The organism is Verrucomicrobiota bacterium (assembly GCA_016871535.1).
In the GTDB taxonomy this organism is placed as follows: Bacteria; Verrucomicrobiota; Verrucomicrobiia; order Limisphaerales; family SIBE01; genus VHCZ01.
Window position 1 is genome coordinate 1 of sequence record VHCZ01000082.1, and the last position, 22,535, is coordinate 22,535.

General features: G+C 60.6%; 13 protein-coding genes. 7 read left to right on the forward strand and 6 right to left on the reverse strand.

Annotated elements, in window-relative coordinates; genetic code table 11:
* Positions 1-198 precede the first annotated feature (198 nt).
* Together FJ398_12695 and FJ398_12700 are read right to left on the reverse strand one after the other, a co-directional pair.
* On the reverse strand, positions 199-4,242 hold the full coding sequence (locus tag FJ398_12695) for a hypothetical protein (protein ID MBM3838798.1): 4,044 nt from the start codon (positions 4,240-4,242) through the stop codon (positions 199-201).
* Between the two features lie 145 nt (positions 4,243-4,387).
* Positions 4,388-8,674 (reverse strand): hypothetical protein, encoded by a 4,287-nt coding sequence (locus tag FJ398_12700; protein MBM3838799.1) that lies wholly within the window; start codon positions 8,672-8,674, stop codon positions 4,388-4,390.
* A 296-nt stretch (positions 8,675-8,970) separates the two neighbouring features.
* Between FJ398_12700 and FJ398_12705 the strand changes: the two genes are divergently transcribed.
* From FJ398_12705 to FJ398_12730, 6 genes are all read left to right on the forward strand, one after another.
* Positions 8,971-11,658, forward strand: a complete 2,688-nt coding sequence (locus FJ398_12705; protein MBM3838800.1) for a glucosidase — start codon at positions 8,971-8,973, stop codon at positions 11,656-11,658.
* A 133-nt stretch (positions 11,659-11,791) separates the two neighbouring features.
* On the forward strand, positions 11,792-12,034 hold the full coding sequence (locus tag FJ398_12710; protein MBM3838801.1) for a ribbon-helix-helix protein, CopG family: 243 nt from the start codon (positions 11,792-11,794) through the stop codon (positions 12,032-12,034).
* Positions 12,031-12,450, forward strand: a complete 420-nt coding sequence (locus FJ398_12715) for a type II toxin-antitoxin system VapC family toxin (protein MBM3838802.1) — start codon at positions 12,031-12,033, stop codon at positions 12,448-12,450. Before FJ398_12710 ends, FJ398_12715 begins: the two co-directional genes overlap by 4 nt.
* 178 nt (positions 12,451-12,628) lie before the next feature.
* Positions 12,629-14,206 carry an MFS transporter gene (locus tag FJ398_12720; protein ID MBM3838803.1) on the forward strand — a complete coding sequence of 526 codons (1,578 nt, stop codon included), beginning with the start codon at positions 12,629-12,631 and terminating at the stop codon, positions 14,204-14,206.
* A 245-nt stretch (positions 14,207-14,451) separates the two neighbouring features.
* Positions 14,452-15,513 carry a sugar ABC transporter substrate-binding protein gene (locus FJ398_12725; protein MBM3838804.1) on the forward strand — a complete coding sequence of 354 codons (1,062 nt, stop codon included), beginning with the start codon at positions 14,452-14,454 and terminating at the stop codon, positions 15,511-15,513.
* A 296-nt stretch (positions 15,514-15,809) separates the two neighbouring features.
* A complete protein-coding gene (locus FJ398_12730) occupies positions 15,810-17,195 on the forward strand; it encodes a divalent metal cation transporter (GenBank protein ID MBM3838805.1) in 1,386 nt (461 codons plus the stop codon).
* Between the two features lie 436 nt (positions 17,196-17,631).
* Here the strand turns inward: FJ398_12730 and mnmE are convergent, their stop codons facing one another.
* The 3 genes from mnmE to FJ398_12745 form a co-directional block, all read right to left on the reverse strand.
* On the reverse strand, positions 17,632-19,008 hold the full coding sequence (mnmE, locus tag FJ398_12735; GenBank protein ID MBM3838806.1) for a tRNA uridine-5-carboxymethylaminomethyl(34) synthesis GTPase MnmE: 1,377 nt from the start codon (positions 19,006-19,008) through the stop codon (positions 17,632-17,634).
* A 141-nt stretch (positions 19,009-19,149) separates the two neighbouring features.
* Positions 19,150-19,452: a nucleotidyltransferase gene (locus tag FJ398_12740; protein ID MBM3838807.1), complete on the reverse strand. Its 303-nt coding sequence runs from the start codon at positions 19,450-19,452 to the stop codon at positions 19,150-19,152.
* Between the two features lie 44 nt (positions 19,453-19,496).
* Complete coding sequence (locus FJ398_12745; protein ID MBM3838808.1) at positions 19,497-19,751, reverse strand: hypothetical protein; 255 nt, start codon at positions 19,749-19,751, stop codon at positions 19,497-19,499.
* On the opposite strand from FJ398_12745, the gene murQ reads away from it, so the two are divergent.
* Positions 19,745-21,733 carry an N-acetylmuramic acid 6-phosphate etherase gene (murQ, locus tag FJ398_12750; protein MBM3838809.1) on the forward strand — a complete coding sequence of 663 codons (1,989 nt, stop codon included), beginning with the start codon at positions 19,745-19,747 and terminating at the stop codon, positions 21,731-21,733. The two genes, FJ398_12745 and murQ, sit on opposite strands and share 7 nt — an antisense overlap.
* Here the strand turns inward: murQ and FJ398_12755 are convergent.
* Positions 21,693-22,277: a YIP1 family protein gene (locus FJ398_12755; protein ID MBM3838810.1), complete on the reverse strand. Its 585-nt coding sequence runs from the start codon at positions 22,275-22,277 to the stop codon at positions 21,693-21,695. The two genes, murQ and FJ398_12755, sit on opposite strands and share 41 nt — an antisense overlap.
* Positions 22,278-22,535 lie beyond the last annotated feature (258 nt).

The window sequence follows — 22,535 nt, forward strand, 5'->3', positions numbered from 1 at the left end:
ACAAACCGCAAGCCAGTCAGCCGAGTCGGTGCCCCCCTTATCAATTCAGACCGGCAGAAGGTTATCAAATTTGGCGCGATAGTGTTTGTCATCATGGGAATCATTCCCCCGTGGAAAGAGGTTATAACTAAGGGTGAGTTTCGCCGTTGGAGATTCGACGACAATGTCAGCCGAATCCAAGTGCCAACCTTAGCTCTGTTACCTCCTGTTAAGGTCTTTTGCCGCTTCAACGGAAATCGTCTTCCGCAATTTCAAGAAGTGCAGCCAACGTTCTGAGACGGGGCGCCGGTAGATTTGCGCCAGCGCGTGCGCATAAAGCTGCACCTGGGGCCGGTGCTGTTCCACCTTCGCAGCGACGTCGGCGGGCCGCAGGTCGTCGGTCTTGAAATCGATCAGCCAGAGCTCTCCGGGAAGAATCGCCGCCAAATCCACGACGCCCTGCACAATGACCCATTCGTCTTCTCCCAGCTCGCTGGATACGGGAAGGCCCACTGCCTGCAGAACTCCGGGAGAAAACCGTGCCGTGAAGGGCAGTTCGCGCCGCAAAGCGGACGCGTCCGCAGCCCGGATTTTGCGCCCCACGTCCGAATTCCAAAACGCGGCCACGCTTTCCAGGTCGAGCACCTGCCGTTGTTCGGCGCTCAGCCTGCGCGACTCCGCAAGCCGGTCCGCTTCGCGGCGCAGAAATTCCAGCGTGGGTTCGATCCGCAAATCGAGGTGCTGCAAAAACAGGTGATGAGCTGCGCCGATGTCGGCTGCGCTCAATGAACGGCCTTGTTTCGCCGGGATGCCAAAGGCATTGCGGCGAATAAACGGCGCAGCCTGAGATTCACTTTCGTCGTCTTCTCCGCGGCGCTGTAATTGAGTGACGCTCGTTTTGGCTCGCTCTTCGGACGCGGCCCAAAACGGATATTGCCAGGCCAATCGCCCGCTGAGCTGCCGCAGAACAGAATCGTCAGGGCACGCCGGTTGACCGGGCATTCTGGATTGGTCCTTCGCGAGGCAGGATGCCTCGCGAACTGGCAGGCTGGAAGCCTGCCCTACAACCGGCGGGAGTGAGAACCGCGAGTCGGTTTCGGAATAGACCATCCAGCGCAGCGATCGGTCAGGTTGATCGCGATCGTTCGGCGTCCGCGTCGCATGCTGAAGCCACGCCTGGATCCAATCCAGGTAACAGGTTGCCGACAGCCGGGAAACCTCTGCGAACCATTCCAAATCCGTTTTGCGCGGGGCCGTGGCCGTGAGAATCAAGGTGTCGCGCGCGCGCGTCGTGGCGACGTACAGCAGCCGCATTTCTTCGCCCAAAAGTTCGCGCCGCTGCCGTTGCCGGGCCAGCCAGCAGGGTAAACTCGGATACCGCTGTTCGCCTTCCGGCGGCGTAACCTTGGGGCACAGACCGTAATCCGGATCGAGCAAGATGTCTTTGTTCAGGTCGCGAAAATTGAAGCGCCAGCCCAAGCCGGCGACCACAACCACCGGAAACTCCAGTCCCTTGCTCTTGTGAATGCTCGAAAGTCGCACGGCGTTTTCGGTCAGCGCCGAGGCGGGTTCAAAGTCGGACTCCGAATCTTCCTGCTCCGCGACGAAGCGAAGAAAGCGGAACAAACCCTGCCGTTGATAGGGATCGTACTGGCGCGCCAGATCGACGAAGCGGCGCACGTTGGCCTCGCGCTGTTCGCCGCGCGCTTCCACCAGCAGCAGTGCCTCGTAATGGGTCTCGGCCAGTGCCGCTTCCAAACAGTTCGAGAGCGACGTGTGGCGGATCAACTCGCGCCAGTTCTCGAATTGGCGCAGAAACGAATCGGTCTTTTCCCAGGCGGACGCCGCCGTTTCTTCAATTCCTCCCCATGAACCCACCCCTTCACCCCTCCCAGGAGGAGAACTTGAACTTCTGTGCGTTCCTTCCCGATGAAACCGTCTGAGCGTGAGCCAAAAGCTCGGCTCGCGGTTGTGGGCGCGGATTTCTCCCAGTTCCTCCAGTGACAACCCGACGAACGGCGAGCGCAGCACGGCCAGCAGCGGAATATCCTGGAGCGGATTGTCGATCACTTTGAGCAAACAATGAAGGTCGCTCACTTCCAGGCACTGAAAAAAACTGGCGCGCGCGACCTGGAGCGGCACGCCGACCCGGTTGAACTCCATGGCAAAGGCCTCAACCTTTCCCGCCGGTGAGCGCAGAAGAACGGCCATGTCACTCCATTGAACCTGGCGAAACTTCTTTTCAGACGGGTCCCAGATTCGATGCCCCTGGCGTTGCAACTCAAGCAAACGAAGCGCGACCAATCGCGCCTCGCGCTCCGTGGCCTGCAGATCGGCCAGGTCCTCGCGGACGCTGACGTCTTCGTCACCGGCGTCGATATCTTCGTTTTCGTCATCGTCTTTCGCGATCAAGTGAAACTCCACACCTGGATGCTCCCTCTCCCCGAGGGAAAAGGCCGGGGTGAGGGGTAAGGAGGCGCTCGAAGCCGGCGACGCAACGACCGAAGGCAGCGAAGAAGCCATTTCCTCGATCCGGCCCGGATTCAGCGCTTCATAGTTCACGCCTCCGATCTCCGGACGCATGAGCGATCCGAACAGCGCGTTGACGAAATCGAGAATCGGGCCCCGGCTGCGGAAATTGTCCGCGAGCGAAATCCGGCAAGCCTGAGCCGTCCGGTCGCGCCATTGCGCTTCGTAAGCGCGGAAGATGGAAGGATTCGCGAGCCGGAACCGATAGATGCTTTGTTTCACGTCGCCCACGAGAAATCGATTGCCTCGCTCGCCGTCGCGGCTGAGCGCCGTCAGAATCGCGTCCTGCACCCCGTTGATGTCCTGGTATTCATCGACGAAAAGGTAATGGAGCCGTTCGCGCCAATCGCGGGCAATAAGGGTCAGTTCGCCGGTCCGCGAGTCGCGCAGCAACCGTAAAGCGAATTGCTCCAGATCCGCAAAATCGACCCCGCCCAGCGCGCGCTTGGCCCGGCTGAACTCGGCGGTGAACTCCTGCGTCAATGCGAGCAAGGTCAGCATCGGCTGCCGGACGAATTCCCAATCCTCCCGCAGCGGGTCCTTTTCCGCCGACGGCAGGAGCGACTCCAGAAATTCGATGTCCGCGAAGAAGCCTTTGAGCCGGCTGCGCACAGCGGTCTTGGAACCGCTGGGCCAGTTGTCCGGGTCCGCGTCCGCAGCGCGGAGGGCGCGAATGGTCATCGCGATTTCGGTCAGCGAAGCGTCCGGAGGCACAGGGATCAACGCCTGCCGGCAGAGCTTCACGGCTGGCGTCGAAGTGAAGGATTCGAGCGCGGGTCGCCAGAGATTGGCCCAATTCACAAATCCCTCCAAAAACCAGGTTTGCCATTGGGCAGGTTCCGGTGCGCGAAACAGAGCGCGCTGGTCCGCGAGCCAGCGTTCGGGATGGGGAAGGGACTGGGTGTAACGGTGCAGTCTCAACACGAGCGCTCGAATTCCATCGTCCGAGCCGCGCCCGTGCACGCGCACGAGCGACTGCACGGCTTTGGCGGCCTCGGTTTCACTTGCGTAGTGGCGCTCGAAAATGGCGTCCAGAGCCTGGCGAATCAAAGGCCGCGATTGGGTCTCGTCCAGAACGGTGACCTCCGGATCGATCCCCAACTCATAGAAATGCTCGCGCGCCAATTGCAGACAAACACTGTGCAGCGTCGAAATGTGCGCGACGTCCAGGAGCGCCAGTTGCTTCTCGAAATGCTCCCGGAGGCGCTGTGTCGCTGACCAATCTTTTCCAGCACCTGACCCGGCTGGTGATCGAACGCTTCCTTCCCCCTCACCCCGGCCCTCTCCCCCGGGGACAGGGAGAATCTTGTCCAGCCGGTCCGTCAGTCGAGCGCTCTCGAGTTCATCTTGCGCGGAAAGGTAATTTCCCTCTCCACGAACGTCCCCCTCTCCCGTCCTCCGGACACCCTCTCCCCCTCCGAGGGGGAGAGGGCCAGGGTGAGGGGGAAGGAAGCGTGATGGACCCTGCACGCCTCCTTGCCCGCCGTTGGCATCGTCTGCCTGGAGCAGGCTCGCCTTGGCTCTCAGCGCTTCCCGAATGCGGCTGCGCATTTCCGCGGCTGCGGCGTCTGTGAAGGTCACCATCAAGATGTTTTCCAGCGAGGTTCCTTCCTCAAGCAACGCCAGGCAACGTTCGACCAGAGTGCTCGTCTTCCCCGTGCCCGCGCCGGCCACGACGATCACGTTGCCGCGGGCGGCGACGGCTTGGCGCTGGGATTCGGTGAGCGGGATCATGAATAGACGAACTGATGACCGAGCGGACCGCAGCCTTTAGGCCGCTTCCGCGCGCAATTTGGAGTTCGGCGTGGAGGCGGCCTAAAGGCCACGGTCCGGAGGAACGGTTCATGGGGAGGGAGAAGGACGGCGCTGGATTGCATGGTCAGGGTTTCGCTGAATTGTTGCGGTCCGGTCTGGGCGGAGGCCGCAAAACACGGAAGGATTGCGTCCAGGCATCAAAGCGGCAGACGGACCGATACGCGCAAAAATCACACGCCGTCTCGTTCCTCCACCGATACGGAGCGACTTCCACTCGTCCCGCATAAATCGCCTGGCCGTGCCGCCTCAAGAATTCTTTGATCCGCGCAACGAGCGCCTGAAATTCTTCGGTTGGAAGCGCGTCATTCCTCCGTTTGCGCAAGGCCCCGTCTTTCTTCTTCGCGTACTTGAACTGATCGCCGCTGGTTTGTCCGCTCTGGTCAAATCGGTGCAGGAATGCGGCATCGAACCGGCCGCGATGCTGGTAACCTTCCCGGCGCACGCGCTCGCGCTGCCCCTGCTCCTCATCGCGCGTCGGCGCCGAACTGCCAGAAGCTCGCAACGCGACGTAGAAAGCTCCGGCCGGCCGCACGTGCGCGGCGGCTTTGAATTCCGCGCCGGCCTCGTCCAATTCCGCCAGGGCGCCCAGATACGCGAGCAGTTGCAACTCCAGACCGTGGTGGAGGAGCGTCGCATCCAATTCGCGCGCGCTCGATTTGTAATCGATCACCACGCCGAGTGTTTCGTCCGTTTCCGGAATCCGGCACAGGTCCACGCGGTCGATGCGGCCGCGAAGCAGCAAGGCGTGCCCGCCGTCCAGATTGATGCGCCAGGCGGGGAGGGGGCCCTCTTTCAAACCGAAACTCACCTCCGCAGCCTGCGGGTCGAATTGATACTGTTGCGCCCAGGCGACGAGCAGGCCGGCGAGTTTCCCCAGGCTCTCGACCAAAACCTCACCGGTGAAGCGCCGCGACGGGCTGGCCAGAAAAAGTCCCTCGCGATACCTCGGCAGCAGTTCCTTTCCAATCCGGCGAATGAATTCGCGCGCTTCATCCGGCGCGAGGTCCCGCCAGCGTTTGCCCTCGGCCTGCACACGCGCATGGAATTCCCGCAGCACATCGTGTTGAAAGCTGCCCTTCTCGCGATGGTCCGCTTCGAATTCACTGCGCTCTTCGGCGCGCAGCCCGCGCGCGGCAAAATACTTGAACGGACACGCGGCAAAATCTTCCAGCGCGCTCACGCTCGTCCGGAGTTCGGCGCCGTACATCCGTTCCGCAAGGCCCGGTGAAAGATGGGAAAGCGCGAGCGCTGCGGTGGTGTTCCGCCACTTCGCCAGAACCTCCCGGAGAAAAGGAAATCGCTCCAGCCAGGACGCCGCGCTCGCGGCCTCTGGCGAGCCCGCCTGGAGTTTCAACATCGGCGCCACGACTTCGCCGGCGTGCACGACCTCATTCCATGCGAATGTTCCGGAGAGTTCTTCCGGCGGCGGTAATCCCTCAGTTAGTCCCGGTGAGGCGAGGCTCCCGCCGAGCCGTTCATCGATCGGAACTGGCTCGCGAGCACGCTCGCCCCAGCTTAACTGAGGGATTACTGGCTGCAGGCCGGGGAAGAGTTTCTTCAGGTGATCCACAAACGCGGACGGAACAAGGCTGGCGTTGTCCGCGTCTTGCTTCGCGTAAGTCAGGACCAATTTTCCTCGCGCCCGCGTGCAAGCGATGTAGGCATAAAACCGCTCGACACTGATTTGTTCGTAGCGGTCTGGTCCCAGCGCTGCCCCAAACGACGCCAGGGTGGCGCGATCCGATTCGCTGAGCAAAGCCGGCGGAGGAGGGGGCGCCGGGAAAACGCCTTCGTTCATCCCGAGCACAGCCGCAAAGCGGAGGTCCGGATTGCGAGAGCGATCCACCGTTCCGATCACCACTTGATCCAGGGCGGGCGGAATGGCGCCGACGCTGAGATTGCTCAGTCCGGCTTCCACCACGGGCAACCACTCGTTGAGGGGCAACGGTTCATCCTGAAACGCTCGTTCCAGGTTGCGCAACCATTCATTCATTTGCACCCAAACCGTCTCGTGAATGGGGGCTTGATGATGGGCGACTGGCGATCGCCCCGCATTCTCGGCGGTCCATCGTTCCAATGTTGTCCCGGCTTTCAGTTCGCTCCAAAACTCGCGGAGCGCACCGGCGAGTTCGGCGCCGGTTGGTCCGCTCTTCCCTTGCGACGCCGATGTGTCGGTCAACCCACCGCTCGTTCTTAGGACGGGAGTATCGTCCGCACCAGCTTCAAGTTTCCCTCCTCGGAGGGGTGAAGAGGTGGGTTCGCGACCATCGGGCACAGTTGAATCCAAAAATGAGAAGGTTGATTGGATCGCATTCACCTCCTGAACAAGTTCCTTGACCACGGATTTCGCGGATTCCGCGGATGGAGAGGCGCTCCTCTCCGCGTAATCGGTGGTTGAATCAGGTTCGTGGATAGCTTCCTTGCTCTCAGGACCATGCTCACCGCCCATGAACCGAAAACCGTGCGGACCGCAGCACTCAGGCTGCTTCCGCGCACTCTCCGGAGTCGAGCCTTGAAGCGGCCTAAAGGCCACGGTCCGAACAGACGGTTCATGGGAAGGAGAGTCATCTTCATGGGTCGTCCCCGCGCCTTGATCCTCTTTCCACTCGTGCCTTGGGGGGAGAGGAAGAAGAAGGGCTTGAGACAATCGATGGAAAGGGGGCGCGATTTTCTGACGGACACGCTCCAGCCACGCACTCAGTTCCTCTTCGCCCGCGATATGGATTTCCTGCCACCAGTCATGTCCCCGCCAGCCACGTGCGAGCGCTTCATTCTCCAGGCGATCGATCTCCGCTTCGTCCGCTCCGGCCAATCCTGTTTTCAACGCCCCAAACCAATCGTCGTGTTGCCAGCCGAAGGCAACGGTTCGCAACGCATACCGCGTCAGCTCCGCCAGCGGGTGATGGGCCACGGACTCGCGGCGATCCAGGAAAAAGGGAATCTCATAGCGGCTGAAAATCCGACGCAGAACATGGGCATACCCCTCGAACGACCGGAGCAACACCGCGCAGTCGCGAAACCGTCCGCCTCCGTCGCGCACGTATCGAAGAATTTCCCGCGCCGCGAAAACCGCCTCGCCTTCCGGATTCGCGCAAGCCGCCAAAGTAGGGCAGGCTTCCAGCCTGCCCGTTTGTTCAGTGGCTGTTGAATCAACGATGAACCCCTGGCCGTGAGACCCAGGAGCGCCGGCATCCTTGCCGGCGAGAACAACAGGCCGGGATGGGCCAGCAGGGATGCCGGCGCTCTCGGATCCTTGGAACGACCTTGGCTGCGCCCAGTGCCGCTCTAAATGTTGGACGACAGGATTCCCACTGAAGCGGCTTTTGCTTTCATCGCGAGGCAATACTTCGACGGCCACCGCGCTTTGGGGAACAACCGTCTGCAAGCGCTCGCGGCAACGTTGAAACGTTTGGCCGATCAACGACCACATGGAAAGCCATGTGCCGGCGCCTTGAGGCTCCGTTTCGAGACAAAACGCAAGAGTGGCCCGCCGGCAATGCGGGGCGAGCGCCGCCAGCAAGTCCAGCTCTTGCGGCGTCATTTGAGCGAACCCATCGAGCCAGAAGCCTTCCAGCATTTGCGATTTGCGATTTGCGATTTGCGATTTGAGCAGTGCTGCCGCCAGGTCCAGCAACTGGTCTGCGTCTTCCAAGTCGTGGTCCCTCAACCAATCCAGGTAAGCGTGCAGCATCAGCGCGAGGTCGTGCAGCTTCGCGGCGAGCTTGCTGGACGGCTCGATCCGGGCCGTGATCGAGTTCAGCTTCGCGGGCGTGAGTTGATGCTGCTGAAGCTCGCGCAAGAGCCGGCTGAGTTGCTGGGCGAATCCGGGCAGCCGCGCGCTGGCGCGAAACAAACGCAATTCGCCCTTCTTCCGAGTAAGCAGCGCGCGCAGGACCATGACGCGGCCTTCCTCGGCCAGCAATTCGGGCACCGGCTGATTCAGATGACTGAAAACGAATTCCGCCAGCCGCTCGAAGGACAGGATGCGCAGCCGCGTGTATCCAGCCAGCGAAGGATCGGCCAGGAGCTGCCGTTCGAGCTGGAAGGTCGCTTGTTTCGGGGCGAGGAAGATCAGCGGCGGGCCGTCCGGCGAGGCGAGCAAAGCGTCCCGGATTTCCGCGAGGCAGCGGAACGTCTTGCCGCTCCCGGCGGGGCCGAGCAGAAACCGGACTTGCATGGGACTTTTCTCGCGCAAAGCCGCCAGCGCGCAAAGAATTTTATTTCGATTTATTTTCCGCAGTGCTGCCCATGAACCAGACGGTAGGGCGAGCCTGTCCCCAGCGAGCCGAGTCGGACGTGTTCCACGCACGTCGAGCGGCTCGCCGGGACGGACTCGCCCTACCGGGTTCATGGGCGCAATGCGCGCAAAAATGTTCGAGGCAGTCTCATTTTGGCCTGCACGTAGTCCCGGCTCTAGCCGGCTTTAGCCGGCCAGCGCACAAAACCGGCTAAAGCCGGGACTACATGCAGGCTGCGCGCTCCCGTCTGTCGCCAAAGGGAGAATTTCTGATTGCCCCGAACGGAATTCGATTTAGTATCCATGCCACGACCATGTTCAGCGTTCGAAGTAATCGAGTCGTCTTTCCAGAGCGCGACGATTTCGATTCGAGACACAAGCTCCAGTTTTCTGCCTTCACCCCTTGAGTCATGAGCAATCCCACCGCCGAAGCCAAACGTCTGGCTGAAGACACTGCCCGCCGCAAGAATTGGAAACGCTGGGGGCCCTACCTTTCGGAACGCCAGTGGGCCACGGTCCGCGAGGATTACTCGGAATTCGGCGGCTGCTGGGATTATTTTCCCCACGATCACGCCCGCAGCCGCGCCTACCGTTGGGGGGAGGATGGCTTGCTTGGAATTACCGACCGCGAATGCCGGCTCTGTTTTGCGCTGGCGCTCTGGAATGGCCGCGACCCGATCCTCAAGGAACGCATTTTCGGCTTCACCGGCCCCGAGGGTAATCACGGCGAAGACGTCAAAGAGCTTTACTTCTATCTGGATTCGACTCCGACCCATTCTTACCTGAACGGCCTTTACAAGTATCCGCAAGCGGAGTTCCCCTACGCGCGTTTGCTGGAGGAGAACCAGCGCCTGGGCAAGACCGATCCGGAATACGAATTGATGGACACGGGGGTGTTCGACGGCAGCGCTTATTTCGACGTCGTCGCCGAATACGCCAAGAATTCCCCGAACGACATTTTTATCCGCATCACCGTGTCCAATCGCGGCCCGGAGCCGGCGACGATCCATGTGCTGCCAACGCTGTGGTTTCGGAATACGTGGTCCTGGGGCCGAGCTCACAAAGGAGGCGCAAGGCGTCCTTCCATTTCCCGCGAGAAAGACAATTTGTTGGTCGCCGCCCATGCATCTCTGGGACAACTCTTCCTGGCCTTCGGTCCCGGAGCGGACGGCCAGCTTCCGGAAGTGCTCTTCACGGAGAACGAAACGAACTTTCAACGGCTCTACGGCGTTCCCAATGCCAGTCCGTACGTCAAAGACGCGTTCCACGAATTCGTCGTGCATGGCCGGGCGGAAGCTGTCAATCCAGCCGGCCTCGGCACCAAGGTCGCGCCCCACTACGTTCTGAAAATCCCCGCCGGGCGGTCGCAGGTGCTGCGCTTGCGTTTATCCGCGCCGGACGAAACTCCGGGCAAATCGTTCGAGAAAGATTTCAATCGAGTTTTCACCGCCCGCATTCGAGAAGCCGATGAGTTCTATGATTCGATTTGTCCGCCGCCACTGACGAAGGCGGAATTGAACGTCGTCCGGCAAGGCTACGCCGGGTTGCTCTGGAGCAAGCAGTTTTATCATCTCGTGGTGGAAGATTGGCTCACGGGCGATCCGGGGATGCCTCCGCCGCCGGAAGCCCGCAAAACCGGGCGCAACCAGGAATGGCCACACCTCTACAGCAACGACATTTTGTCCGTTCCCGACAAATGGGAATATCCGTGGTTTGCGGCGTGGGATCTGGCGTTCCATATGATACCGTTTGCGAAGCTGGACGGGAAATTCGCCAAAGACCAGTTGAGCCTCATGTTGCGCGAATGGTACATGCATCCCAACGGCCAGATTCCCGCGTATGAGTTTGCCTTCAGCGACGTCAACCCGCCCGTCCACGCCTGGGCCGCGTGGCGCGTGTACAAGATCGCGGCTCGCGGCGGCCCGCGCGACCGGCAATTTCTCGAGAGCGTCTTTCAGAAGCTGCTCATCAATTTCACCTGGTGGGTGAATCGGAAAGACGCCCAGGGCAAGAATCTGTTCTCCGGCGGTTTTCTCGGCCTGGACAACATTGGCATCTTCGACCGCTCCAAACCGCTGCCCACCGGCGGAAGTTTGCAGCAAGCGGATGGCACGGCGTGGATGGCGTTTTATTGCTCGACCATGCTCAGCATCGCCCTGGAACTCGCCCGCGACGGCAAGGAAGTCCGCGTCGCGTTCGAAGACATGGCCTCGAAATTCTTCGAGCACTTCGTCCAGATTGCGGACGCCATGAACACGCTGGGCGGCACGGGCCTTTGGGATGAGGAAGACGGCTTTTACTACGACCAGATTCAGTTCGATCACAACGCCGTCTCGCTCAAGACGCGCTCGATGGTGGGCTTGCTGCCATTGATCGCGGTGGAAGTTTTGGAGAAAGACTTGATCGAGAGCTTGCCGGGCTTCAACAAACGCTTCAATTGGTTCATGAAGAATCGGCAGGATCTTTCCCGACACATCTCTTACGCGGAGCACGGGCACAAGCACCGCCTGCTGGCCATCCCTTCGCGGGAGCGCCTCGAACGCGTGCTCCGGTATTTGCTGGATGAAAACGAATTTCTGTCGCCCTACGGCATCCGCTCCGTTTCGAAGGTGCACCAACAAAAGCCGTACATCTTTGAGTTCGGCGGCGAGGAACACCGGGTCGATTACGTGCCGGGCGAATCGAACACCTGGCTGTTCGGCGGCAACTCCAATTGGCGCGGGCCGATCTGGTTTCCGGTCAATTACCTCCTGGTCGAAGCGCTGGAGCGTTACCACCATTTCTATGGCGACCAGCTCAAAGTCGAATGCCCGACCGGTTCAGGCCGGATGATGAACCTGAAGCAAGTCGCTGAGGAAATCGCCTCGCGGCTGGTGCGAATCTTCTTGCCGGACGCCCAAGGCCGCCGGCCCTGTTACGGGGACGACCCGCGTTTCATCGAGGACCCGCATTGGCGCGACCTGCTTCTGTTCCACGAATATTTCCACGGCGACACCGGAAAAGGACTGGGCGCAAATCATCAAACCGGCTGGACCGCGCTCGTGATCCGTCACCTCGAAGGCATGGCGCGGCGCCGCGAACCTCCTTCGGTGAGTTGAGTCCAAGACTCGATCGGTTCGCGGCGTCCTTGTGGGCGAAGCTCGCTGATTCACAAGTGCGTCACCGCCGCCGGCGGGTCACCGATTGAATTCGGTATTGCGCGCCAACACGTGGTGTATTACCGTCGTGGCCATGAACACGATTTCGCTCAAACTACCGGATCGGCTGTTGGAATTGCTGGAAGCGGAATGCCGCGCCCGGCGCACCACAAAGTCGTCGCTAGTGCGGGAGTGCCTGGAGAAGACGCTGGCCGCGCGCCCCGGCGGCGGCAAAACCACCTGCTATGATCTGGCGCGCGACTTGGCGGGGTCGGTGAAGGGACTGCCCCGCGACTTGGCCACGAACCCGAAGTATCTGGAAGGCTTTGGGCGGTGAAAGGTTCGGTGTTGCTCGATACCGGCCCGCTTGTGGCGTTTCTCGCCGCCGGTTTGGAACATCATGAGTGGGTCTGCGAGCAGTGGAAACGATTGCCGCCGCCTTTGATGACGTGCGAGCCTGTGCTCACGGAAGCCGCCTTTCTCCTGAAACGGGAAGGCCGCGAGGCGGACCCGTTGTTTGTGCTGCTGGAGCGCGGCGTGTTGCGCGTGGGACTGGAGGTCGAAGATCAACTGGCGGACTTGCGCGCATTGATGCGCCGCTACCGGGACCGCCCAATGTCGCTGGCCGATGCCTGCATGGTCCGGCTGGCGGAGCTGCATCCAGGCGGCATGATCTTCACCCTGGACGCGGATTTCCGGATTTATCGCCGGCACGGCAACAAGGTCATCCCGGTGTTGATGCCAGAGGAATGAAACCGTGATTGGGATGATGTCGGCTCGACGACAGTGAATTCCTTTCACTCTACGGCCCTGATCAACCTGCACTCACACGAAATAAGCCTTGGCTTCATTTGGGATTGCGTGTAGGAAGATGCGCCTTTTCCAGCGCTGATTTTGTAACCCCAGTGCGGAAGGCTTTGCGCTCTGATTTATGGCCCCTTCCAACTCCTCCGCGCCGGCCGATACGAGCCCCTGGTGGCGCACGCTTAACTACTATCAATGGTCCGTCTTCATCCTCGCGGCGTGCGGATGGCTTTTCGACTGCTTCGACCAGCAAATCTTCACGATGTCGCGCTCGATCACCATGCGCGACCTCATGCCGGAAGCCGATAACCTGACTCAACTGAAATACGGCAACTGGGCCACGTCCATTTTCATCCTCGGCTGGGCCACCGGCGGGTTGATCTTCGGCAGCATCGGCGACAAATGGGGCCGCGCCAAAAGCATGGGTTTGACGATCCTGATCTATGCCTTGTTCACGGGCTTGAGCGGGTTTGCTCCGAATTGGGAAACGTTCGCGTTGTTTCGCTTTCTGACCGGCGCGGGCGTGGGAGGCGAATTCGCCGTCGGCGCCGCGTTGCTGGCGGAAGCGATGCCGGACCGCGCGCGTCCGCACGCGCTCGGCTCATTGCAAGCGCTGTCGGCGATTGGCAATATTCTCGCCGCGGTGTCGCTCGGTTACGTCGTGCCCAGCGATCAACTCGGCTGGGGCTGGCGCGGGCTCTATTACCTGGGCGCGCTGCCCGCGTTGCTGGCTGTGTTCGTGTTCCTGCGATTGAGAGAACCGGAGCGCTGGGTCGCGGCCAAGGCCGCCGCGGTCCAGGCGAAAACCACGAAGCATCTCGGACGGATCAGCGACCTTTTCACGGATCCCCAATGGCGCCGCAACACGCTGGTGGGCCTTTGCCTGGCGGTGGCGGGCCAAATCGGGCTGTGGGGCGTCGGCTTTTACACGCCGGAGTTGATCGACGCGGCGATCCCTACGGTTGAGGCGCAAACACGCCCGAAGATTGAAGCGATTCTCAGCGCAACCAACGCTGAGGCGCACGCGACTGCCGTGAACGCATTGACTGATCCGGAGAAACGCAAGTACGCCGAATTCGTTTCGCGAGTTGAGCCGCAAGCCCGGACGCGAGATCTGGATGTGGTGCTGGCCGAGCTTTTGAGCGATGAACAAAAGACCAAAATGGGCGGCATTCTGGAAAACGCGATCACGGAGGACAAGAAGACCAATTTGAAAATGCGGGGCGGCATTCTCCAGCAGGTGGCGGCCTTTTTCGGAATCGGCTGTTTCACCGTAGTGACAGCGCGGCTGGGCCGGCGGCTTTCGTTTTTGTTGGCGTTGCTCCTGGCCTGGGGCAGTCTCGTCTTCACGTTCGCCACATTCCAACACGCCTGGCAAATCTGGTATTTGTGGCCCCTGCTCGGCTTCTGCACGCTCGCGCCGTTTGGCGGCTACGCGATTTATTTCCCCGAACTGTTTCCGACGCGCCTGCGCACGACCGGCACGAGCTTTTGTTACAATGTCGGGCGGTACGTCACGGCGTTTGGCGTTTCCATTTTGGGTCCCCTGGCAGGCCTGTTGCACGGTCTCACGCCGATGCCGGGCTTCCGGCTCGCCGCGATTGTTCTCTCCAGTTCTTACCTGCTCGGCATTGTGGCCTTGATCTGGGCGCCCGAAACTGTCAACCAGCCATTGCCTGAAGACGAAAAATCTCTGAAACACTAGCCAAAGACATCTGTAATTTAACCACGGATGAGCACGGATTCACACGGATAGGAAGGAATTCAAATCCGTGTCTATCCGTGGTTAGAAATCTGTGAGGCTGTCTGAAAAATGGGTGGAACGGGCGACCAGCCCGTGTTTGGCGGCAACCTGCCGCCAAAAGGCCCGGCGGGCTGGTAGCCCGCCGCAAAAGGCCGGTGGCCTGTTCCACCCAGAAGACAGTTTCAGACACGCTCTGATGGAGGCGAATGAATAAGAATCGAGGCGAACAGAAACTAAAACGGCGTGATCTCCTCAAAGCCGGTGGATTGGTTGCGGGCGGCGGCGTGCTGGCTGCTTTGGCGGGGTGCGAGAAGCCTCAATCGGCTTCAACTGCGCCAGCGCCTTCAGATTCCAGCGCGTCCAGGAAAGCCTATGCGCACGAAGAGTACGTCTGGCTTTCCGCGAACGCGAATCTCCCTCTCTTCACGGCGCACGATCATCCGGCACTCCGCCTTGCCGGCGAGGAACTCGGCGTCAAGGTCACGATCGCCGGCCCAAGCAGCGTCGATATCCCGGGCCTGATTGCGGCGGTCGAGCAGACCACGGCGCGCCGGCCCTCGGGAATGATGGTCGTCGGGTGGGATCCCTCGGCGTTGGTGCCCGTGATTAACCAGGCGGTGGAAAGCGGCATTCCCGTGGTGTGCGTGGATGCCGACGTGCCCGCGAGCAAGCGGCTCGCTTTCATTGGCACGGACTGGTTTGACCTGGGCGTTCGGCAGGGCGAGGCGATGGTCAAGGCGCTTCCGGGGAAGAAGGGCAAGATCGCGCTGTTCGGGTTAATCGAACAGGAGATCGATCAGAAGGCTTTCGCGGGTTTTCGCTCCGTGGCGGAAAGGGCAGGATTGACCGTGCTGGATCCGCAGCAGGACAAAGGCAATCAAGCGGAAGCCGCGCGCGTCGCCGCCGCCGTGATTCAAGCGCAACCGGACCTGGCGGGCATGGCGGGGTTCGACTCGGAAAGCGGCCCCGGCATTGGCCAGGCGATCAAAGAAGCGGGCAAGGCCGGCCGGATCATTGCCACGTGCGTCGATGCGGAAGACCAGCATTTGCGGTTGGTCAAGGAAGGCGTGATCACGGCCGCCGTCGGACAGAAGCGCGAGCTGTTCACGTATGTCGGCGTTCGGGCGCTGTTCGAGGCCAACCATTCGCCGCTGAAATTCACGTCCGACGACAAACGCGCGGGCATCGTTCCGATTCCGATCAACTACAACACCGGCACCTACACCGTGACGAAGGAGAACGTGGATTTGTTTTTGAAGAAGGCGTGAGCCGGGCACCTCTTCGAACCATTGACACTCCCGTTGGTGATGATGTGCGATAAATCTGGATGATAACCACGGTTCAAGAGATCAAGGTTGCGATTCCCAATCTTTCCCCGACGGAACTGGCTGAATTGAAAGAGTGGCCAAGTGGTCAGGGACAGATAATTGGTCCTTCCCATGAACCCGTCTCCCGGACCGTGGCCTTTAGGCTGCTTCAACGTTCGATTCCGGAGAGTGCGCGGAAGTAAGCTACTGGTACAGTTCGCTGGTGAAACGAAGCGTCCGATGAACCCCATGTTGAATTGAAACCCGACGCAACACTTGAATTGGATCCCTATCGGCGCGATCCCAATTTTCACCTCGATCCCCCGAAGAGCTTCGGCGGAATGATTCGCTATTTCGGGCCGGGCCTCATTTTGACGGCCTCCGTGGTTGGTTCGGGCGAATTGATCGCGACGACGAGCCTGGGCGCAAAGGTGGGTTTTGTCGCGCTGTGGCTGGTTTTGGTGAGCTGCGTGATCAAGGTGGCCGTCCAGCTCATGATTGGCCGCTACGCGATTTTTTCCGGCGAGACGACGCTGCAATTCATGAATGACCTCCCTGGCCCTCGTCTCCGGGCGTCGTGGTTCATCTGGTGCCACTTCTTGATGCTGATGATGGTGAACTTTCAGCAGGGCGCCATGCTCGGCGGCGTGGGGCAGGTTCTTCATCTTGTCGTGCCGCAACTCAGCGTGACCGCCTGGGCCTTGCTCACGGCCATCGTGACGATTCTGCTCTTGATCGGCGGGAGATATCGCTTGATCGAAAATGGTTCAACCGGGCTCGTCGCGATCCTTACCCTGGCGACGCTGCTTTGTGTGGGGCTTCTTCAGCGCACCGAATATTCCGTCTCCGCCGCGGACTTGTGGTCGGGCTTGAAATTCGACTTGCCAACCGGAGGCGTCGCAATCGCCGTGGCGATGTTTGGCATTACGGGAATCGGAACCAACGAACTGATCTTCTATCCCTACTGGTGCATCGAGAAAGGCTACGCGCGAGCCGTGGGGGTATGCGACGGTTCGGACGCCTGGCACGCGCGTGCCAGGGGCTGGATTCGGACGATGAATTGGGACGCGCTCTTCGCGATGCTCATTTACACCGTGACGACCCTGGCCTTTTTCATTCTGGGCGCCTCGGTATTGCACTCGGCAAAAGTTCTGCCCGAAGGAATGGAAATGGTCCAAACCCTTTCCAGGATGTACACGGAGGTGCTCGGCGTCTGGGCTTTCTACCTGTTTCTGGTCGGCGCCTTCGCGGTTTTGTATTCGACGATTTTCGTGAGCGTCGCCGGGAACGCGCGCATGTTCGTCGATTGCTTGCACCTCATGGGCTTTATCCAGGTGAAGGATTACACGGATCGCAAGCGCTGGATTCGGGTGCTGGTCATCATCCAGCCCCTGTTCCATTTCGCGCTGTTTCTGGCTTTCAAGCTGCCGCTCTGGATGGTGGTAGTGGGCGGCACCGCTCAGGCGGTCATGCTGCCTGCCGTCGCCCTGGCTGCGCTTCATCTCCGGCATCGCCGGCTGGATCCGAAACTTGCCCCGCCGAGGAGCCTGGACGTGCTCTTGTGGATTTCCTGCGCCGCGATCATCGTCATCACCCTTTACGGACTCGGGGTGCAAATTGCGGATTGGCTGAAGCCAGGCTGAAGCCGGCGACATCCGCAGGGCTGTTGACAAGGGAGCGCAGATTTTCAATCTGCCGTATCGCCGAATTGCATTCGGCAAGGCGTCGGGAAATCCAAGCACGCCCAACTCGCCGAGACCCTATGCGGATTGCAAATCCGCGATACAGCAGAATTCAATTCTGCGCTACTTTGTCGATGGCCCTGCGACATCCGCAGGGCAGCCATTCTTTGTTTGACTTCGGTGGGGCGAGCCCGTCCCGGCGAGCCGTGGCCGACGTATGGCGAACACGTTGGAGGCGGCTCGCTGGGGACAGGCTCGCCCCACCGTGCTCGATGCCTTTGAGGAGCGCCGATCTCCGATCCGGCACGTTTGCGGATAGAACCAAACACCTGCCGGATCGGAGACCGGCACTCCGAGGGCAGTGCCAAGACGCGCCCCGTGGATTGACCCCCCTGCTCTATTTCCCAATGCAAAACTGGCTGAAGATGGAATCGAGCAAATCTTCGGTGGTGGTTTTGCCGACGATCTCGCCGATGGCGTTGGTCGCGATGCGCAACTCCATTGCGACCAATTCGAGCGTAAGATCGCCGCGAAGGGCTTCGATCGCTTGCCGCGTGGCGGTGCGCGCTCGTTGGAGCGCGTCCTGATGCCGGGAGTTGATCATCACTTCGAGCATCTCCGCGCGAATCTCACCGGCCCAGACGACCTCCTTGATCGCATCCTTCAAGGCTTCGAGGCCTTGTCCAGTCACACAACAAACACTCGCGACCGGCGTTTTGGAGTTCGCGGGCAAACTGAGCCGATCCGACAGGTCGATCTTGTTCCGAACGAGAATTCGTTTCTTGCCGGCAAATTCGGCGAGATACAACTCGTCTTCGGGCGTCAACGCTTCCGAAACGTCGAACACGTGCAGGATCAACTCGGCTTTGGCTACCGTCTCGCGGCTGCGGCGGATGCCTTCTTCCTCGATCACGTCACCCGCCCGGCGCAGGCCCGCGGTGTCGATGAACACGATGGGCAGGCCGCGGAGGTTGGTCGTTTCTTCGATCGTGTCGCGCGTCGTGCCGGCAATCGGAGAAACGATGGCCCGGTCGCGGCCCAGCAGTTGATTGAGCAAACTGGACTTGCCGACGTTGGGCCGGCCGACGATGGCCGCGCGAATGCCGCGCCGCAGAATCTGGCCTTCGTTCGCAGTCCGGAGCAAGGTGTCCATGAAATCGACGGCGCGCTCCAATCGCCGCAGCAACTGATCCTTTGTGTCCGGCGCGATGTCTTCGTCCGGGAAGTCGATGTGCGCCTCGATGTGGGCCAGCGTCTTGACCATTTCGTCGCGGAGTTGGTTGATGCGTTGGGCGAGCTTGCCGGCGAGTTGTTCGTTCGCTGCCCTCAAAGCGAGTTCCGTATGGGAATGAATCAAGTCCGCGACGGCCTCGGCCTGGGTGAGATCAAGCCGTCCGTTCAGGAACGCGCGTTTGGTAAATTCGCCGGGCTCGGCGAGTCTCGCGCCGTTTTCCAGGACCGTGTCCAGAACCAACTTCGCGGGCAGCAGGCCGCCGTGGCATGAGATTTCGACCATGTCCTCGCGGGTGAAAGTCCTTGGAGCGCGAAGGACCGCGACCAACACCTCGTCCACGATGGCGCTGCGCCGGACAATTTTCCCGTAATGAATCGAGTGCGTCTCAGCGGCGGAGGGCCGCCGCGAGAATTTGCCGAGCGGCTGGAAGCACGCGTCTGCGATCCTCAATGCGCCGAGTCCGGAGAGACGCACGACCGCAAGGCCTCCTTCGCCCAACGGAGTGGAGATGGCCGCGATGGTGTCGTCGAGCAGGCTCAAGTGCTACTTCTCAGTATCCGAGGGCAAGGTCTCGGCGAAGGACTTTAGGGCAGCAATGACGTCTGGACCTTTGACCTGCCAGCGCGTTCGAAGTGCTTTAAGCTTAGAATGACCGCTCTAAGAGCGCTCGCCGAGGCTGGATCAATTTTCACGTGGCAAAAGGATGCAGAATCGACGGATGTTCTCCCGGAGCAAAGGCGAGGCCTTCTCCATTTCGACCAGATCCACCGGACAGGGGAACATCGACATGAGTTCGCCCAGCGTTTGGAGGTAAAGATGATCCAGCAAACCTTCGACAGCGAGATCGACGTCTGATCGCTCATCCTGCTCGCGCCATCGAGCCACGGAGCCAAAGACGCAAACATTCCGCGCTCCATGGGCGTAGAGCAAGGCCGCGCCCTTGCGTGCCACGGCCAGGCGTTCTTCTGGAGTTGCGACGATCATGGGTATCACTTAACCAATGCCACTGCGCTAAAGCAACCCCTGGGCTAGTCCTTCAAACAGCTTCCCCCTTGATTCTCCGCATCCCGTCCTTCCAGCCAGAGGCGTGCTTTCTCGTAACTCTTTTTCCCAAGGTAATGCAGCAATCTCGGATCGGTCTCCTTCGGCAACTGGCGCGTGAGCTCGTCGATCTGGCTGAAGATCGGGAGCAAACTGGGTTTGGGCTTTGCCGTCGGCAGGCTTCGCACCGTGTTCTCTAGCTCGATCAGCGCATCCAGAATTGTTTTCTCGATGGTTGTCACAGAATCACAATTACCGCAAAGATCGCCAGAAACCAAGCCTTCCCAAATATCCCAAAAAGCCTTGGAAAGAATTTCGCCCCTCCGGATACTCGCGCGCGATGACGAACGTTTCCCCACCGCCGCTGCGCCCTTTGTTTCTGGGCATCGATGCCGGCGGCACGCGCACGGTGGCCATCCAAACGGATGCTGCCGGCAATTTGCTGAAACGAATTGAATCCGGACCAGCCAATCTCAGACTTCTGACGAACGCCCAGCTTGTCGATCATTTGCGGACTCTGCAGGCTCAGTTCGCGCGCCCGGCCGCAATTGGCATCGGCATGGCGGGGACGCGGCATGCCCAGGACGCGCGGCGGATTCTGCACGCGGCCCGCCTCGTGTGGCCGAACGCGGTCTGCGCGGCGGTTCACGATCTGGAAACGGCTTTGTGCGCGGCCGAATCTTTGTCCGAAGGCCAGGCTCGGACTCGGGTGGTCGTTCTCAGTGGAACGGGTTCGTGCTGTTACGGCCGAAACGCCCGCGGCGAAACCGCGAAAATCGGCGGCTGGGGGCACTTGCTGGGTGACAAAGGGAGCGGCTACGAAATCGGCCTGCGGGCGTTAAAGGCCGTGGTCTATTATTTCGACCGCGATGGAATCTGGCCGCGCCTGGGCCAGAGAATTCTTCGCGCAACTCAGCTCAATGAACCGGAAGAATTGATCGGCTGGGCGCAGAACGCGGACAAAAAGAATATCGCCGCGCTGGCCATCGAAGTTTTCGCCGCCTGGAAGGACGGCGACAAGATCGCCCGGGACATTCTGGAAGGCGCGGCCTACAGCCTGGCCCAAGATGCGGCGACCTGTGCGAGGCGTTTGGTTCGGCACGGCACGCCGGTCGAGTTCGTCTTTACGGGAAGCGTTCTTTTGAGACAGCCGCGTTTCGCCGGGTTGGTGCGCCGGCTCCTGCGCAAACTTTGGCCAAGAGGACGCGCGATTCCGCTGCCCCGCGAGAGCGTCTGGGGCGCGATCCATCTGGCGCGGTCTCAGTTCAGACTGGCAACGCCAGCTTTGATCGGCGTGAAGGAGAGCAAGCCGCGCCCCTCCGAAGCCAGAACCGAAGAAGCACCGGCTCCGTTTTCTTCTTCGCCGGTTTTTTCTTCGCTTCCCCCAACAGAGCAACGGAACCCGCGCTCCAAGAACCTGAGCCGGCTTCCCCTTGCGAAAGCCATGGGCTTGTTGCTCCGTGAAGAGGCGAAAGTTCCGGGAGCAGTCTTCGCCGAACGGCGGAAGATCGAACGAGCGATCCGTTGGATCGTCCGCGCTCTGCAGAAGGACGGACGCTTGTTCTATGTTGGAGCCGGGACGAGCGGGCGGCTCGGCGTGCTGGATGCCAGCGAGTGTCCGCCGACATTCCGGGCTTCTCCGGAGCAGGTGCAGGGCATCATCGCCGGCGGGCAACCGGCCCTGTGGGCCAGCGTGGAAGGCGCTGAAGACGACGCCGAGGCGGGCGCACGTGCCATTCGCTTTCGCCATATTGGAAATCGGGATGTCGTCGTCGGCATTGCCGCCAGTGGGCGGACCCCGTTTGTGTGGGGGGCGTTGCGCGAAGCGAAGCGGCGGCGCGCCACGACTGTTTTGCTGACGTTCAATCCCAACTTGAAGATTCCGCGCTCCGACAAACCGAACCTGGTTATCGCTCCGAACACCGGCCCGGAGATTTTGACCGGGTCCACGCGGCTCAAAGCGGGCACGGCGACGAAGCTGGTTCTAAATATTCTGACGACGCTGTCGATGGTGCGGTCAGGCAAAGTTGAGGGCAATCTGATGGTGGATTTGAATCCGGCAAACGTGAAGCTCCGCGATCGCGCCACGCGGATCGTTCAGGAACTGACCGGGGTCGATTACGCAACGGCACAATCCGCGCTCGAGAACGCGGCGTGGGTTGTGAAGAGGGCTCTGGTGAAACTCAATACCAGGTTTTCCCGTGCAAAACGGTCAAGGCCATGAAATGGGAGAACAAACTGGAGAGCACCACAATGATGACGCTCACCATGTAGATGCCGAAGCCTTTGGTCTGTTCGGGCCGCAAGACCAGAGCGACGCCGTGATACAGAACTGAAGACGCAAGCAAGGCGCCCAGAGCCCAGCAGGCCCAGGTATTCATTCCAGGCGCGGCATCCAGAAAGCGCGCGAGCAGAATCGGGCTGAAGCCGTAAGCCATGAGACTGAAGCATTGACTGAAATCCGAGCTGACCTGGAAGCTGTGCGCGACCCACTGCAGGCATTTCGCCCCAATGACAATGCTCCCGAAGAGCAGGAGGAATTGAGCCAGCGCATATCGCGTGGCCGTGCTGCCCGACACCTTCACCATGAAATCCAATCCGCTGCGATTCTCGCCCCATCGAGCCAAGGAATAGCCTTCAGCCGCCACCGATACCGCCAGCGTCGGGAGCAGATACACGCCCAGAATCCAAACGGCCCGTTTGCGCGCGAGCGAAATCTTCTCCCAGGCGCGAAAAGGCGAAAAAATCAATCGTAACGCCGTCAACATGCGAGCGGGAGTTTAAGGATCACTTCCCCAATAACAACAGAAATTGCAGAAGGACGGCGGGACGGCGAGCCATCCTGCCGAGCTTTTCCTCGAGAGCATCGGCCTGGGCCTCGCGCCACCTAACTCTGTGCAAAAATAACTTCCGGTTTTGGCGGGAGCGCCGCCTGGCCGGATGCAAGGCGCGAGGAGGGAGCATCCCCGTTTTGGGGCTGTGACCGACGAGCAACGCCGCAGCCGGCCAGGCGCCGCCCCGCCCCG

What these genes read in the sequence shown, in the direction of transcription:
- FJ398_12695 (MBM3838798.1), bottom strand. Translation starts at nt 4,242, where the DNA reads ATGATCCCGCTCACCGAATCCCAGCGCCAAGCCGTCGCCGCCCGCGGC.
- FJ398_12700 (MBM3838799.1), bottom strand. Translation starts at nt 8,674, where the DNA reads ATGAACCCGGTAGGGCGAGTCCGTCCCGGCGAGCCGCTCGACGTGCGT.
- FJ398_12705 (MBM3838800.1), top strand. Translation starts at nt 8,971, where the DNA reads ATGAGCAATCCCACCGCCGAAGCCAAACGTCTGGCTGAAGACACTGCC.
- FJ398_12710 (MBM3838801.1), top strand. Translation starts at nt 11,792, where the DNA reads ATGAACACGATTTCGCTCAAACTACCGGATCGGCTGTTGGAATTGCTG.
- FJ398_12720 (MBM3838803.1), top strand. Translation starts at nt 12,629, where the DNA reads ATGGCCCCTTCCAACTCCTCCGCGCCGGCCGATACGAGCCCCTGGTGG.
- FJ398_12725 (MBM3838804.1), top strand. Translation starts at nt 14,452, where the DNA reads ATGAATAAGAATCGAGGCGAACAGAAACTAAAACGGCGTGATCTCCTC.
- FJ398_12740 (MBM3838807.1), bottom strand. Translation starts at nt 19,452, where the DNA reads ATGATCGTCGCAACTCCAGAAGAACGCCTGGCCGTGGCACGCAAGGGC.
- FJ398_12755 (MBM3838810.1), bottom strand. Translation starts at nt 22,277, where the DNA reads ATGTTGACGGCGTTACGATTGATTTTTTCGCCTTTTCGCGCCTGGGAG.